This is a genomic window from Roseovarius sp. MBR-51, assembly GCF_053628575.1.
The window spans coordinates 239,117-252,993 of sequence record NZ_JBRJGQ010000005.1; the positions used below are offsets into that span (position 1 = coordinate 239,117).

Annotated in this window: 15 protein-coding genes; 10 read left to right on the plus strand and 5 right to left on the minus strand. The window is 62.2% G+C overall.

The genetic code is table 11. The features are described 5' to 3' along the window. Positions 1-2: 2 nt before the first annotated feature. From odhB to ACSSVY_RS09400, 5 genes are all read left to right on the plus strand, one after another. Positions 3-1,529: a 2-oxoglutarate dehydrogenase complex dihydrolipoyllysine-residue succinyltransferase gene (gene odhB / locus ACSSVY_RS09380; protein WP_454269290.1), complete on the plus strand. Its 1,527-nt coding sequence runs from the start codon at positions 3-5 to the stop codon at positions 1,527-1,529. Between the two features lie 76 nt (positions 1,530-1,605). Beyond that, on the plus strand, positions 1,606-2,001 hold the full coding sequence (locus ACSSVY_RS09385; RefSeq protein WP_454269291.1) for an MAPEG family protein: 396 nt from the start codon (positions 1,606-1,608) through the stop codon (positions 1,999-2,001). Between the two features lie 141 nt (positions 2,002-2,142). Further along, positions 2,143-3,531 carry a dihydrolipoyl dehydrogenase gene (lpdA, locus tag ACSSVY_RS09390; RefSeq protein WP_454269292.1) on the plus strand — a complete coding sequence of 463 codons (1,389 nt, stop codon included), beginning with the start codon at positions 2,143-2,145 and terminating at the stop codon, positions 3,529-3,531. A gap of 55 nt (positions 3,532-3,586) precedes the next feature. Continuing rightward, positions 3,587-4,114 (plus strand): hypothetical protein, encoded by a 528-nt coding sequence (locus ACSSVY_RS09395; RefSeq protein WP_454269293.1) that lies wholly within the window; start codon positions 3,587-3,589, stop codon positions 4,112-4,114. Next, positions 4,111-4,926 carry a glycosyltransferase family 2 protein gene (locus ACSSVY_RS09400; protein WP_454269294.1) on the plus strand — a complete coding sequence of 272 codons (816 nt, stop codon included), beginning with the start codon at positions 4,111-4,113 and terminating at the stop codon, positions 4,924-4,926. Before ACSSVY_RS09395 ends, ACSSVY_RS09400 begins: the two co-directional genes overlap by 4 nt. Positions 4,927-4,948: 22 nt before the next feature. Here the strand turns inward: ACSSVY_RS09400 and ACSSVY_RS09405 are convergent, their stop codons facing one another. From ACSSVY_RS09405 to ACSSVY_RS09415, 3 genes are read right to left on the minus strand one after another with little or no spacing between them, the layout of a single operon-like run. Further along, positions 4,949-5,704 carry a lysophospholipid acyltransferase family protein gene (locus ACSSVY_RS09405; protein ID WP_454269295.1) on the minus strand — a complete coding sequence of 252 codons (756 nt, stop codon included), beginning with the start codon at positions 5,702-5,704 and terminating at the stop codon, positions 4,949-4,951. Then, positions 5,701-6,606, minus strand: a complete 906-nt coding sequence (locus ACSSVY_RS09410) for a cell division protein FtsX (RefSeq protein ID WP_454269296.1) — start codon at positions 6,604-6,606, stop codon at positions 5,701-5,703. The genes ACSSVY_RS09405 and ACSSVY_RS09410 overlap by 4 nt, the downstream gene beginning before the upstream one ends. Then, positions 6,603-7,280 carry a cell division ATP-binding protein FtsE gene (locus ACSSVY_RS09415; protein WP_040651058.1) on the minus strand — a complete coding sequence of 226 codons (678 nt, stop codon included), beginning with the start codon at positions 7,278-7,280 and terminating at the stop codon, positions 6,603-6,605. Before ACSSVY_RS09415 ends, ACSSVY_RS09410 begins: the two co-directional genes overlap by 4 nt. A gap of 162 nt (positions 7,281-7,442) precedes the next feature. Here ACSSVY_RS09415 and ACSSVY_RS09420 point away from each other — a divergent pair, with 162 nt between their 5' ends. The 5 genes from ACSSVY_RS09420 to ACSSVY_RS09440 all read left to right on the plus strand — a co-directional run bounded on the left by ACSSVY_RS09420 (position 7,443) and on the right by ACSSVY_RS09440 (position 12,050). Beyond that, on the plus strand, positions 7,443-8,327 hold the full coding sequence (locus tag ACSSVY_RS09420) for a zinc-ribbon domain-containing protein (RefSeq protein WP_454269297.1): 885 nt from the start codon (positions 7,443-7,445) through the stop codon (positions 8,325-8,327). Positions 8,328-8,425: 98 nt separating this feature from the next. Then, positions 8,426-9,127: a ribulose-phosphate 3-epimerase gene (rpe, locus tag ACSSVY_RS09425; RefSeq protein ID WP_454269298.1), complete on the plus strand. Its 702-nt coding sequence runs from the start codon at positions 8,426-8,428 to the stop codon at positions 9,125-9,127. Next, positions 9,124-9,780 carry a phosphoglycolate phosphatase gene (gph, locus tag ACSSVY_RS09430; protein ID WP_454269299.1) on the plus strand — a complete coding sequence of 219 codons (657 nt, stop codon included), beginning with the start codon at positions 9,124-9,126 and terminating at the stop codon, positions 9,778-9,780. The genes rpe and gph overlap by 4 nt, the downstream gene beginning before the upstream one ends. A gap of 27 nt (positions 9,781-9,807) precedes the next feature. Further along, complete coding sequence (locus ACSSVY_RS09435) at positions 9,808-10,773, plus strand: NAD(P)H-dependent flavin oxidoreductase (RefSeq protein WP_454269300.1); 966 nt, start codon at positions 9,808-9,810, stop codon at positions 10,771-10,773. Further along, positions 10,770-12,050, plus strand: coding sequence for an acetylornithine deacetylase/succinyl-diaminopimelate desuccinylase family protein (locus ACSSVY_RS09440; protein ID WP_454269301.1), 1,281 nt, complete (start codon positions 10,770-10,772; stop codon positions 12,048-12,050). Before ACSSVY_RS09435 ends, ACSSVY_RS09440 begins: the two co-directional genes overlap by 4 nt. Positions 12,051-12,130: 80 nt before the next feature. Here the strand turns inward: ACSSVY_RS09440 and panC are convergent, their stop codons facing one another. Next, a complete protein-coding gene (gene panC, locus ACSSVY_RS09445; RefSeq protein ID WP_454269302.1) occupies positions 12,131-12,979 on the minus strand; it encodes a pantoate--beta-alanine ligase in 849 nt (282 codons plus the stop codon). Continuing rightward, the gene (gene panB / locus ACSSVY_RS09450; RefSeq protein ID WP_454269303.1) at positions 12,976-13,803 is read right to left on the minus strand and encodes a 3-methyl-2-oxobutanoate hydroxymethyltransferase; all 828 of its coding nucleotides are present in this window, start codon (positions 13,801-13,803) and stop codon (positions 12,976-12,978) included. Before panB ends, panC begins: the two co-directional genes overlap by 4 nt. Between the last annotated feature and the right edge of the window lie 74 nt (positions 13,804-13,877).

The following is a 13,877-nucleotide window of genomic DNA, read 5'->3' on the forward strand; positions in this document are numbered from 1 at the left end:
CCATGACTACTGAAGTCCGCGTCCCCACCCTTGGCGAATCCGTGACCGAGGCGACCGTCGCCACCTGGTTCAAGAAACCCGGCGACCCCGTCGCCGCCGACGAGATGCTGTGCGAGCTGGAAACCGACAAGGTGACCGTGGAGGTGCCCAGCCCTGCCGCAGGCACCATGGGTGAAATCGTAGCGCAAGAGGGTGAGACCGTCGGCGTCGATGCCCTCTTAGCCACCATTTCCGAAGGCGAAAGCAAAGCGGCCCCCGCCCAAGCGGACAAGGCCGAAAAGGCCGAAAAGGCCGAAAAACCTGCCAAGAGTGACAGCGCCAATGCAGGTGGCAGTGTCGATGTCATGGTCCCAACCCTCGGAGAGTCGGTGTCAGAGGCGACCGTGTCTACATGGTTCAAGAAAGTGGGCGACCCCGTCGTCGCCGACGAGATGCTGTGCGAGTTGGAAACCGACAAGGTCTCGGTTGAGGTGCCAGCCCCCGCTACTGGCACGCTGACCGAAATCCTCGCGGATGAGGGGTCTACAGTGCAGGCAGGGGGCAAGCTCGCGATTCTCTCCTCCGGCGCCGGGGCATCCGCCCCCGCCGCCACCCCCAAGGCCGAAGAGGCTGCAGCGCCTGCGCCGACTTCCGGCAAGGATGTCGAGGATGCGCCGTCGGCCAAGAAGGCCATGGCCGAGGCCGGCCTTAGCCGCGATCAGGTAACGGGCTCTGGCCGCGATGGCCGCGTGATGAAAGAGGATGTGGCCCGTGCCGCGGCTGCTGCCACGCAGCCCCCCGCTGCCGCCCCGGCACAAGCGCCGCGCGCCCCCGCCCCGGCCGAGGATGTGGCCCGCGAAGAACGCGTCAAGATGACCCGCCTGCGCCAGACCATCGCCCGCCGCCTCAAGGACAGCCAGAACACCGCCGCCATGCTCACCACCTATAACGAAGTGGACATGACCGAGGTGATGGCGCTGCGGAACCAGTACAAAGACGAGTTCTACAAGAAGCACGGAGTCCGCCTGGGCTTCATGTCCTTCTTTACCAAGGCCTGCGTGCATGCCCTGAAAGAGGTGCCCGAGGTCAATGCCGAGATTGACGGCACCGACATCATCTACAAGAACTTCGTGCATATGGGTGTCGCGGCTGGCACACCCACCGGCCTTGTCGTGCCGGTGATCCGTGACGTGGATGCCATGGGCTTTGCCGCCATCGAAAAGGCCATCGCGGAAAAAGGCGCCCGCGCCCGGGATGGCAAGCTCAGCATGGCGGAAATGCAGGGCGGCACCTTTACCATCTCGAATGGCGGCGTCTATGGCTCGCTGATGTCCTCGCCCATTCTCAACCCACCGCAATCGGGCATCCTTGGCATGCACAAGATTCAGGATCGTCCCATGGCGATCAACGGTCAGGTGGTCATCCGCCCGATGATGTATCTGGCGCTCAGCTACGATCACCGGATTGTGGATGGCAAGGGTGCGGTCACGTTCCTCGTGCGCGTCAAAGAGGCGCTCGAAGATCCCCGCCGGTTGCTGATGGATTTGTGATCGGTGCGCAACAAGTGCGCACCCTACCCCCCGTAGGGTGCGCATTCATTGCGCACCTCATGGCAAGAGGCTCCGAATGACCCCAGAACTCACCGCCCTCACCCTCGCGGCACTCCTGCAAGCGTTGCAATTCCTGCTCTACGCCATCCCGGCCAATCTCGAGCTTGGCCCCGGCTACACCATGTCCGCGCGGGACCGCGATCCGTCCCGGCCACTCTCGCCGAAAACCGCCCGGCTTGGCCGTGCGCTCTCCAATCATTTCGAGGGGCTGATCCTCTTTACCATCGCGGTCGTTGCCGTGACGCTCTCCCATCAATCCTCCCCTTTCACTGCCGCCTGCGCCTATATCTACCTCGCCGCACGCGTGGCCTATATCCCCGCCTATTATTTCGGCCTGCGCCCGTGGCGCTCGCTGATCTGGATGGTGGGCTTCGGCGCGACGCTCCTCATGCTTTTAGCCACACTCTTTTGATGCTTCACGGTTCCGAAAATACTCCGGGGGAGTCCTGGACTTGATCCGGGACGGGGGCAGCGCCCCCACACTTCCGACACCAACGCAATACCGATAGAATACCGACGCGGCCCCGCTGCGAAAAACGAAAGGATCTGACCCATGGCCTCTTACGACGTAATCATCATCGGTGCTGGCCCCGGCGGCTATGTCTGCGCCATTCGCTGCGCGCAACTGGGGCTGAAAACCGCCGTGGTCGAGGGGCGCGCCACCTTGGGCGGCACCTGTCTCAACGTGGGCTGCATCCCCTCCAAGGCGCTCTTGCACGCGAGCCACATGCTGCACGAGGCTGAGCATAATTTCGCTGCCATGGGCCTCAAGGGCAAGGCGCCCTCGGTCGATTGGAAGCAGATGCTGGCCTATAAGGATGACGTGATCGGCCAGAACACCAAGGGCATCGAATTTCTGTTCAAAAAGAACAAGGTAGACTGGATCAAGGGCTGGGGTTCCATCCCCGAGACGGGTCGTGTCAAGGTCGGCGACGACATCCACGAGGCCAAGCAGATCGTGATCGCTTCCGGCTCTGTTCCAGCGTCGTTGCCCGGTGTCGAGGTGGATGAAAAGATCGTTGTCACTTCCACCGGCGCGCTGGAACTGGGCAAGATCCCCAAATCGTTGGTGGTGATCGGGGCCGGTGTCATCGGCCTTGAGATGGGCTCGGTCTATGCCCGTCTGGGAGCCGAGGTGACGGTGGTCGAATATCTCGACGCCGTCACCCCCGGCATGGATGGCGAGGTGCAAAAAACCTTCCAGAGAATACTAAAAAAACAAGGGCTTAACTTTATAATGGGTGCCGCCGTGCAATCGGTCGAGACGCTCAAAACCAAGGCCAAGGTGCATTACAAACTGCGCAAGGACGACAGCGAACATCAGCTTGATGCCGATACCGTCCTCTTGGCCACCGGGCGCAAACCCTATACCGACGGGCTGGGGCTGGCGGATCTCGGCGTCGAGATGACCAAACGCGGCCAGATCGCCACGGACGCCCATTGGCAAACCTCGGTCAAGGGCATCTACGCCATCGGCGACGCCATCGAAGGCCCGATGCTGGCCCACAAGGCCGAGGATGAGGGCATGGCCGTGGCCGAGGTGTTGGCGGGCAAGCATGGGCATGTGAATTACGGCGTCATTCCGGGCGTGATCTACACTCACCCCGAGGTCGCCAATGTCGGAGAGACCGAAGAATCCCTGAAAGAACAAGGGCGTGCCTATAAGGTCGGCAAGTTTTCCTTTATGGGCAACGGCCGTGCCAAGGCGGTTTTTGCGGGCGACGGTTTCGTGAAAATCCTCGCCGACAAGGAAACAGACCGCATCCTCGGCGCGCATATCATCGGGCCTGCGGCGGGCGATCTCATCCACGAGATTTGTGTGGCGATGGAATTCGGGGCCTCTGCGCAGGATCTGGCCATGACCTGCCACGCCCATCCCACCTATTCCGAAGCGGTGCGCGAAGCAGCACTTGCATGCGGGGATGGAGCGATCCACGCGTGAAGGGCCGGACTGCGTTTTGCCGCATGCGATGCCGTTGGCGAGTTAGGCTCCTCCGATGAAGGCGGGCCGTCTCGCGTTTATCGTGATCGCCGGGTTTCTCGCTGGGTTGGGCGGCCACTTCGTCGTGGATCGCCTGACCTTCGACCGGGCAGAGCGAATCGCCGATGTCTTTCAAGCACTTTGTCTCTACACCGAGGTCACTGATCCCGGCTCTCTCGGGCTCCGTCCCCGCCCACGCTATGCAGGGGATTGGGTGGATACACTGTCGCGAACGTTGATATTCAGCAGTGGGCGCAGGTGCTCGGTTGCCGGCTTTGAAGCTCATAACCTGTCATCGTCCGAGGTCGCTGCTCTTGTTGCCCGCGTTGCACCAATCATCGCACGGGACTTTCCCGAGCTGACGCTTGAACCCGACACAAATCCGGATGATGAAACTCTTGAACACTTTTGGATGAGCGGCGGCTTCGGAACTCCGGATAGATGGGGCGTCACGATCTACGCGTTTCTTCCGGGCACACCCGGTGGCTCCACCCAGCTGAGCTATGCGCCTCCGCTTAGCCGCGATGCCAAGGTTGTGGAATGAAGTTACCATCCCGCCCCCTCGTCTCGGTCATCATCCCGGCGTTTCAGGCGGGCAGCACCTTGCCCGCCGCACTTGCCTCCATCGCAGCCTCTGGCCTGCCGCCTGAGCGCATTGAGGTGGTGATCGCGTCGGATGACGGACAGGGCTATGACGATCTGCCCGATCTTGGGCTGCGCGTCACCCGCTGCGCGACACATCACATGGCCACCGGCGCGGGTCCCGCCCGCAACCGTGCTATCGCACGCGCATCCGCTTCAATGATCGCCTTTCTTGATGCCGACGACACATGGGAGCAAGGATATCTTGCCACGTTGCTCCCTCTCGCGCGGTGCCACGGTGCCGCCTTTGGCCGCACTCGCATTCTGCTAGGCGACCAGACCTTGCTGCATGTGCCGGCGGTTGCTCAAACCTGGCTCAGCTTCGCTGATCTTGGACACACAGGAGCCAGTTTCCATCCCCTTGCGCGGCGGGGATTGGTGGGACCATTCCGAAATCGACCCTCTCAGGACGTGCTCCATACCCTCGAAATTCTGTCTCTTGTCGGCGGCAGCGCCCCTTTGGCCAAGACGAGCTACAATCTTCACCTGAACGCTCAGAGTGCCACCGCCAACGCGTCCTTTGCTCAGTGCGCAGATCAGGCATACCGAGCGCATATCCGCGCCATCGACACAGGACGTACCCGTATCAAGTCTGATCACAGCAGCGCTGCGTGCCATGTCTTCATGGCCAAGACGCGGCTGAACCGGGACTACAGGCAAACGAACACGCCACAGTTCTTTTATGAGTTCATGAAAGACAGGCTTGCAGTTTGATCCGCAGCGGGTCCTCTAACCCTCAATGCCTCGCGCATGCCGCACCCTTTTCAAGATCAAACCCTGCCTCACGCATCAGCGCGTTTGAAGCGCCTTCAATCTGATGCTCAAGCTGTTCCATGAAAACATTTCGGTCCAGCCCCGGCGCGATTGGTGCCAGAAACTCTACGACCGCCAGCCCCGGTTTCCGATAGATCCCCCGCTTGGGCCAGAAAACGCCGACATTGGTGGCGGCAGGCACGCAGGGCACCCCCATTTGTTCATAAAGGACACCGGTTCCTATCTTGTAGGGCACCTTGGATCCGGGGGCGACACGGGTGCCTTGGGCATAGATGATCAACTGCCCGGGGGTTTGCGCGCCGCGCGCTACATCCTCGACCATTTTCTTGATAGCCGCCCCACGCTTGCCGCGATCAACTGGAACACACCCGATCCGCATTCCGTAGAGACCGATCACTGGGGTCCACAAGATTTCACGCTTCATGATGAAGCGCCCGGTCGGCAATTCGCTGAAAATCAGCAGAATATCGAGAAAGGATTGGTGCTTGGCCGCGATCAGAACCTGCCCGTCGGGCGGCGTGCCACGCACCTCGGTCCGCAGCCCCACCATCCAGCGGGCCGTCCAACGCACCCAATGGCAATAGGCCTTGCACCCGGCAAGAGCCCCTTTTCGGCTGAAAATCGCGGCGGGCATGTAGAGCAACCCAAAGACAGGCAGCATCAGATACATCTGCGCGACAAAGACAAGAGAGCGCAGCCATTGAACGGCATATCTCATGGTAGTTCCTTCAAGCTGCGGTGTGCGGCAAGGCGCGTTGCCGCAAACGCGACTCCCGCCGCCAGTGGCGGAATGATCAAAGGCCAGATCCAGTGCCATCCCTGGAACCCAAGACCGGTGAGAAAACCGCCTTCAATCTGTGCCCGAGGCAAAAGCAAAATTGCAGCGCATCCCAGAACCACTCCGACGCAGGCGCCTCCAAGTGCCCGCAACGTAAATCGCCGCACGAAAGCGCGCGCGATATAGACATCCTGTGCGCCCACCAGCCGAAGCACACTGATCACTTGCGAATTGGCCGCTAATGCGGCGTTTGCGGCTAGGGTGATCATCGCCCCAACGGCCCCGCCAATAAGGATCATCGAGATCCAGCCCAAAAGCCTGAGCCGGCTGGCGGCACGCACCAGAGGTTGCCGCCAACGCGTATGATCATCCAACATTGCGCCAGGCACTTCTGCGCTGAGGCGTAGACGCAGACCGTCAGCATCAAATCCGTCCCCAGTCTCGATCACCTCGATCAACCTCGGAATGGGCAAATCCTGAATCGGCAAATCGGGACCAAACCACGGAGCCAACAGAGCCGCTTGTTCTTCGTCAGTCAGGGCGCGAGCCCGCTCCACACCAACGGTCGTCTCGAGCACACGTAGAGCGGCTGCCGTCTGCGCGTCCATCTGACCTTCAGGAGCAGAGATGCGCACCGTAGCCGTGCGCGCCAACTCATTCCCCCAGCGATCCGCCAAACGGCCTGTCGCCAACGACAACGCCAATGCGAAGACCGCGAGAAATGCCATCACCGCCGCGCTAAAGAGCGTAAGCCAAGCCGTGAACCCGGTGGGCGGCACTACTCTGTCAGATTGACGATCTGTTAGCAGGAATGCGGTCACTTGCGAAAAATCAAGCTTCACAGATCCGCTCCTGCCAGTTGCAACTTGCGCGATGCGATCCGCAGGACCCGTGCCTGCACATGTGTCTTGGCAGCACGGATGAGGGCCAGATCATGGGTCGCAATGAGGATTGTCTTTCCCATCCGGTTCAGTTCGATCAACAGGCGCAAGAGGCGCTGCGACATTTCCCAGTCGACATTGCCCGTAGGCTCGTCTGCCAGTACCACATCCGGTGACATGATCACCGCACGAGCCAAGGCTGCGCGCTGTCGCTCGCCGCCCGAGAGCTCAGGTGGCAGAGCATTCGCCCGCTCCTTGAGGCCGACCCAGCCGGTCAACTCGCGCAGATTGGCATCCTCAGCCAAAAGATCGCGCCCCGACACGGCCAAGGGCAAAGCGATGTTTTCTGACACGGTGAGATGATCGAGGAACTGGCAATCCTGATGCACCACGCCGATCCGCCGCCGCACCATGGCGATATCGTCGCGCTCCATCTCGCGGCGTTCCTGACCAAACAGACGTACCTGCCCTGCGGTTGGAACCAAGGCCCCATAACATAATTTGAGCAGTGTCGTCTTGCCCGATCCCGACGGCCCCGTCAGGAAATGAAATGATCCGGGGCTGAGCGACAGCGACACGTCCGCCAGCAACTCGCCACCCCCATAGCTATAGGCCACGTTTTCCAGCTCGATCACCGCTGCCCCCTTGTCACTCTCAGCCCCTAAATGCCCCAGAGGCCACACATGTGCAATGATCCTGCACGTGATTCGCTTTGTCCTTTTCCGAGAGCTCGGAACGGCCTATGGTGACGCGCAATGATAGGGGCCGGACAACGGTAGCAAGAAGCAGGTGGCAGAATGAGGCTGATTTGCCCAAATTGCGGAGCACAGTATGAGGTGCCCGACGAGGTGATCCCAACGAGCGGTCGCGATGTTCAATGTTCCAATTGCGGCGACACCTGGTTTCAGCATCATCGGTCGCACACACCAACTGCATCCAGTGCTGACGACTTGGGCCCCTCGCCCCAAGAAGAGGATGTGCCTCCGACGGCCCCGCTTTCAGAGAAACTGGATGAAGACGAGCATCCAGACGACTATTACGACGAAGACGACGACGATATTGCGCAGGATAAACCAGGCTCAGGTGGCGCGCATCCCGTGCGGCGCGGCGTGGACCCTGCGGTCGCAGATATCCTGCGACAGGAGGCCGAGCGCGAGCGACAGGTCAGATCGTCGGCAGGTGGGATCGAGACACAGCCTGACCTAGGCTTGTCAGACCCCGAAATTTCCGAAGACGAGCGTACACGACAAGCACGCGCCCGGATGGAACGTTTGCGCGGAGCTTCCGGTGCCTCGCCCTCACCCGAGATCGAGAAACAGGATGCACATGCCAGCATCGACCCGTCCTCACGCCGCAATCTGCTGCCAGATATAGAAGAGATAAATTCGTCACTCACCTCCTCAGGGGACAGATCTGACGCGCCTATGATGCCGATCCCCGACGAGATTGAAATGCCAGTCCGACGTGGTGGGTTTCGCAGCGGCTTTCGCCTTGCGATCATGACATTTGCGCTTGCGGCTTTGGTGTATGTGTTTGCTCCGCGTCTTGCCACAACGCTCCCCGCCATGGAGGCCCCTCTTGCGCAGTATGTGGATGCGGTGAATGTGGCGCGACTCTGGGTGGCCTCGGCAGTCAACGCAACGTCCGATTGGCTCTCCGACATGTCAGCGCCGTCCGGCTAGGACAATCACTTCTCCAGTCGCGACACGCTGGTTCAGGGTCTTGACCTTGACCCTCAGTGGGCGCATGTCCCATGAATGCACCCCAGAGGAGTTCTGCCATGAGCCTCAATCGTTCGATCAAGATCGCCCCCTCCATCCTCTCGGCGGATTTCGCCAACTTCGGGGCCGAGATCCGCGCCATCGAAGCCGAGGGCTGCGATTGGGTTCATGTCGATGTGATGGACGGGCATTTCGTGCCCAATCTGACCTTTGGTCCGCCGCTATGCGCCGCCATCCGCCCGCATATCAAGACGGTGATGGACGTGCATCTGATGATTTCGCCGGTCGATCCCTATATTGACGCCTTCGCGCAGACCGGGGCCGATATCCTGACCGCGCATCTCGAGGCGGGGCCGCATATCCACCGCACCCTGCAGGCCATTCGTGGCGCGGGGTGCAAGGCGGGTCTGGCGCTCAATCCCGGCACGGGGATCGACGCGGTTGACCATCTGCTCGACATGGTTGACCTCATCTGTGTGATGACGGTCAACCCCGGCTTTGGTGGGCAGAAGTTCATTCACAGCCAGATCGACAAGGTCAAGCGACTGCGCGCCATGATCGGCGACCGACCCATCCATATCGAAATCGACGGCGGCATCACCACGGAAACCGCCCCGCTGATGGCGGCGGCCGGGGCGGATGTGCTGGTGGCGGGATCAGCGGTCTTTAAGGGCGGCGGTGTCGACAATCCCGCCGTCTACGGTGAGAATATCCGCGCGATCCGTCGCGCAGCCGAGGCGGCAACCGGTGCCATGGCATGAGCCGTGCGGTCGTTTTCGACCTTGACGGCACATTGATCGACAGCGCGCCGGACATCCACGCCGCCGCCAACCGATTGATGGTGCAGAATGGGTTTGATCCCTTCGCACCCGAAGAAACACGCAGCTTCATAGGCAGCGGCGTTCCGCATTTCATCACCTGCTGCCTGACGGCGCGTGGCCGGGCGGGGGATGGCGCGCTGCGCGCCCGCATGATCGAAGAGTTCATTGCCGATTATGAAACCGCAGTGACCCTGACACAGGTCTATCCGGGGGTCATGGCCGCGCTTGATGGGCTGGCGGTGGTTGGCCTCGCGCTGGGTCTTTGCACCAACAAGCCCAAGGGTCCGGCCCATTCTGTCCTGTCACATCTGGGGCTGGACGGCTATTTTCCGGTGATCATCGGGGGTGACAGCCTGACCGTGCGCAAACCGGACCCGGCCCCGCTTCAGGCCACGGCCGCAGCACTTGGCGCGCGGGATGTGATCTTTGTCGGCGACAGCGAGGTCGATGCCGAAACGGCGGCGCGGGCGGGCGTGCCTTTTGTTCTTTACACCGAGGGCTATCGCAAAGGGCCGATTGAGCGGATCACCCATGACCGGGCGTTCTCGGAGTTCATCGACCTGCCGGAGCTGATCACAGACCTCTTGTCCTGAGGGCGATTGCGCGGGCATACTCAGCCCATGCAAACCCGTTTGACCGAGGCCCTTGGCCTGACCCATCCCATTCTCTGCGCGCCGATGGCCTTTGCGGCCGGGGGGCGTCTCGCGGCGGCTGTGACCCATGCCGGGGGGCTAGGCCTGATCGGGGGCGGTTATGGCAATGCCGACTGGCTGGATAGTGCCTTTGCCGAGGCGGGGAATGCGCGGGTGGGCTGCGGGTTCATCACGTGGAAGATGGCGGAAAACCCCGAGGTTCTGGATCTCGTTCTGGCCCGTGCCCCGGCGGCGCTGTGCCTGTCGTTCGGCGATCCCGCCCCGTTTGCACCCCGGATTACTGCGGCGGGCGTGCCGCTCATCTGTCAGGTCCAGACCCTGCGCGATGCACAGCGCGCGGCAGAGTGTGGGGCGCGGATCATCGTGGCGCAGGGGTCCGAGGCGGGTGGCCATGGCGAGCGGCGCGGCACGATCACGCTGGTGCCCGAGGTGGCGGATTGGCTTGCTGGTCGCGCGCCCGAGGTGCTCTTGCTTGCGGCAGGGGGCATTGGTGATGGGCGGGGATTGGCCGCCGCTCTCATGCTGGGGGCTGATGGCGTGCTCGTCGGCTCGCGCCTCTGGGCTTCGGCTGAGGCGCAGGTATCCGAGGCCATGACCGATGCGGCGATTGTCGCCACCGGCGATCACACGATCCGCTCGACCGTGATGGATGCGGCGCGCAATCTGCGTTGGCCCGCGCGATATACGGCGCGCGTGCTGCGCAATGCGGTGACGGATCTTTGGCATCACGATCCCGATGGTTTACGCGAGAATATTGCTGCCCAGGCCGATTGGGCAGAAGGCTGGGCCACAGGCGACCCCGAAAGCGCCAATACCTTTGTCGGCGAGGCGACGGGGTTGATCCATGACCGCCCGCCGGTGGCCGACGTCATCGCGCGCATGGTCACAGAGGCCGAAGCCCTCCTCAAGCGCGCGCCGGGCTGGGCCGGATGAGTGTAGCGGATCGCCTGCACGCTGAAGTATTGGCGCGGCGCGACGATCTGATCGCGCTCACGCAGGATCTGATCCGCATTCCAACCCTTAATCCACCGGGCGAGAATTACCGCGAGATTTGCGACTATCTCGACCGTCGTCTGCGCGCGGCGGGGTTCGAGACCGAATTGATCCGCGCGATGGGCGCGCCGGGCGACAGCGACCGGCACCCGCGCTGGAACCTCATCGCGCGGCGCGCGGGCGCGCGCCCCGGCGCTTGCGTGCATTTCAACAGCCATATCGACGTGGTCGAGGTGGGCCATGGTTGGAGCGTGGACCCCTTTGGTGGGGTGGTGATCGACGGCAAGATCTATGGGCGCGGGGCCTGCGACATGAAGGGCGGGCTCGCGGCAAGCATCATCGCGGCAGAGGCGTTCATCGCCACCTGTCCCGATTACGCCGGGGCCATCGAGATCAGCGGCACGGCGGACGAGGAATCGGGCGGTTTTGGCGGCGTCGCCTATCTGGCAGAGCGCGGCTATTTCAGCCCCGGCCGGGTGGATCACGTCATCATCCCCGAACCCTTGGGCAAGGATCGCATTTGCCTTGGGCATCGTGGCGTCTGGTGGGCCGAGATCGAGACCCATGGCGAGATTGCGCATGGGTCCATGCCGTTTCTCGGGGATTGCGCTGTGCGTCATATGGGGGCGGTGATCGCGCGGATGGAAGAACGGCTCTTCCCGGCATTAGCCGCGCGGCGCACCGAGATGCCCGTGGTCCCCCAAGGCGCGCGGCACTCCACGCTCAACATCAATTCCATTCATGGCGGCGAGCGGGAACAGGCGGCCGATTATACCGGCCTCCCCTCGCCCTGCGTGCCCGACCGCTGCCGGATGGTGATCGACCGGCGGTTCCTGATTGAAGAGGATATCGGCGCGGTCGAATCCGAGATCCGCGATCTGCTGGAAAGCTTGCGCAACGGCAGAGCGGGGTTTGACTATACCATGCGCGAGTTGCACCGCGTCATGCCGACGATGACCGACCGCGATGCGCCGGTTGTGGGGGCCGTGGCGCGGGCGGTGGATCAGGTGTTCGGCCATGCCGCCGATTACGTTGTCAGCCCCGGCACCTATGACCAGAAACATATTGACCGGATCGGGCGGCTGAAGAACTGCATCGCGTATGGCCCCGGTATTCTCGATATGGCGCACAAGCCGGATGAATATGTGGGGATCGACGATATGGAACAATCCGCGCTTGTGATGGCGCTTGCGCTTGCGGAGTTGCTCGGGGATTGAGTTCACTGTTCTGCAAATACTCAAATTCCGCCCCTGCGGCAGATGCTGGAATTTGAGTATTTATGGAACGATGAAACCGCTCAGGTGCCGATGGCGATATTGTCGATCAGGCGTACGCCTGCCAACCAGGCCGCAGCGAAGAGCCGGGCGGGGCGTGTCGGGGAGGCCAAGCTCGACAAATCGTCCTGTGCGCGCAGATCGAGGTAATCGACCCCGGTAAAGCCCGCCCGTTCCAGCCGCGCCAAGGCGGCGGCATGCAGCGCGCAAAACTCGGCGCCCACGCGCAATCCTTCGGCGATCTGCTCCATCACCTCGTGCAACACTGGCGCGGTGGTTCGGGCGCGGTCCGAAAGCAGAAGGTTGCGCGAGGCCATGGCCAAACCGTCAATCTCTCGGATCGTCGGGCAGCCATGTACGGTGATTGGAATGTCCAAATCCGCCGCCATCCGGCGCACGACCATCAGTTGCTGATAGTCCTTTTCGCCAAAGAAGGCGTCAGTGGCCGCTGTCTGGGTGAAGAGCTTGGTCACGACCGTGGCCATTCCGTCAAAATGGCCGGGGCGATAGACGCCCTCCATCACATCGGTGAGACCGGCCACCGAAACCGTGGTGGCGAAATGCGCCGGATACATCTGATCGCCCTCCGGGACCCAGAGGGCATCCACCGCGAAGCGTTCCAGCTTGCGTGCGTCCTCGGTCTCCGTCCTTGGGTAGTTCTTGAGGTCTTCGGGATTGTTGAACTGCTTGGGATTGACAAAGATGGTCACCAGCACCCGGTCGCAGCTCGCCTTGGCCGCCGCCACCAACGACAGATGCCCGTCATGCAGCGCGCCCATGGTGGGCACCACGCCAATCGTCTCGCCCGCAAGAATCCAAGGCCGGGTGGCCGCACGCAATGCGCCAACGTCGCGCAGAATGGGCGCGCTCATCCGCGCGGGGCCTTGTCGGCAAAGGTGTGCTCGGGCGCGGGGAAGGCCCGTGCGCGCACCTCGGCGGCATAGGCGGCAATCGCGGCCTCGCCATCCGCGCCCAGATTGCCGTACCGCTTGACGAATTTCGGTTTAAAGGCGGTGAAGAGCCCCAGCATGTCATCGACCACGAGGATCTGACCATCGCAGCCCACAGAGGCGCCAATCCCGATGGTGGGAATGGGAACCTCGGCAGTGATCCGGTCGGCGAGCGTGGCTGTGACCTTTTCCAACACGACCGAAAAGGCCCCCGCCGCGCTGACGGCGCGCGCATCGGCCAAGAGCGTTTCGGCGGCATCACCGCGCCCCTGCACCTTGTAGCCGCCCAGCGTGTTGATGGATTGCGGCGTGAGGCCAATATGCGCCATCACCGGCACGCCGCGGGCCACGAGAAAGGCGATGGTTTCGGCCATGTTACGCCCGCCTTCAAGCTTGACCGCCGCAGCACCTGTCTCGCGCATTATGCGCGCCGCGTTGCGAAAGGCCTGCTCCGGGCTTTCCTCGTAAGAGCCGAAGGGCATGTCGATCACCAACATGGCGCGAGAGAGGCCGCGCGCGACCGCCTGACCGTGTAGGATCATCATCTCAATCGTGACCCCAAGGGTCGAGGGCAGGCCATGCACCACCATACCCACGCTGTCGCCGACCAGCACGAAATCGCAGGCGGCGTCCATCATCCGCGCCATCGGCGTCGTATAGGCCGTGAGGCTGACGATGGGGATGCCGCCCTTCATAGCACGGATGTCATCCGGCAGAGGGGCAGTCTTGTTGGCAGTGGCGCTCATAGGCTTAATTCCGGTCATTTCTGCATTGCGGCGCACGCTACCAATCCTCACCAGAGAAATCCACCACTCTGTTT

Coding starts and splice junctions, on each gene's coding strand:
- ACSSVY_RS09395 (WP_454269293.1), top strand. CDS start 3,587: ATGAAGGCGGGCCGTCTCGCGTTTATCGTGATCGCCGGGTTTCTCGCT.
- gph (WP_454269299.1), top strand. CDS start 9,124: ATGAGCCGTGCGGTCGTTTTCGACCTTGACGGCACATTGATCGACAGC.
- ACSSVY_RS09405 (WP_454269295.1), bottom strand. CDS start 5,704: ATGAGATATGCCGTTCAATGGCTGCGCTCTCTTGTCTTTGTCGCGCAG.
- ACSSVY_RS09440 (WP_454269301.1), top strand. CDS start 10,770: ATGAGTGTAGCGGATCGCCTGCACGCTGAAGTATTGGCGCGGCGCGAC.
- panB (WP_454269303.1), bottom strand. CDS start 13,803: ATGAGCGCCACTGCCAACAAGACTGCCCCTCTGCCGGATGACATCCGT.
- lpdA (WP_454269292.1), top strand. CDS start 2,143: ATGGCCTCTTACGACGTAATCATCATCGGTGCTGGCCCCGGCGGCTAT.
- rpe (WP_454269298.1), top strand. CDS start 8,426: ATGAGCCTCAATCGTTCGATCAAGATCGCCCCCTCCATCCTCTCGGCG.
- panC (WP_454269302.1), bottom strand. CDS start 12,979: ATGAGCGCGCCCATTCTGCGCGACGTTGGCGCATTGCGTGCGGCCACC.
- ACSSVY_RS09385 (WP_454269291.1), top strand. CDS start 1,606: ATGACCCCAGAACTCACCGCCCTCACCCTCGCGGCACTCCTGCAAGCG.
- odhB (WP_454269290.1), top strand. CDS start 3: ATGACTACTGAAGTCCGCGTCCCCACCCTTGGCGAATCCGTGACCGAG.
- ACSSVY_RS09435 (WP_454269300.1), top strand. CDS start 9,808: ATGCAAACCCGTTTGACCGAGGCCCTTGGCCTGACCCATCCCATTCTC.
- ACSSVY_RS09420 (WP_454269297.1), top strand. CDS start 7,443: ATGAGGCTGATTTGCCCAAATTGCGGAGCACAGTATGAGGTGCCCGAC.
- ACSSVY_RS09400 (WP_454269294.1), top strand. CDS start 4,111: ATGAAGTTACCATCCCGCCCCCTCGTCTCGGTCATCATCCCGGCGTTT.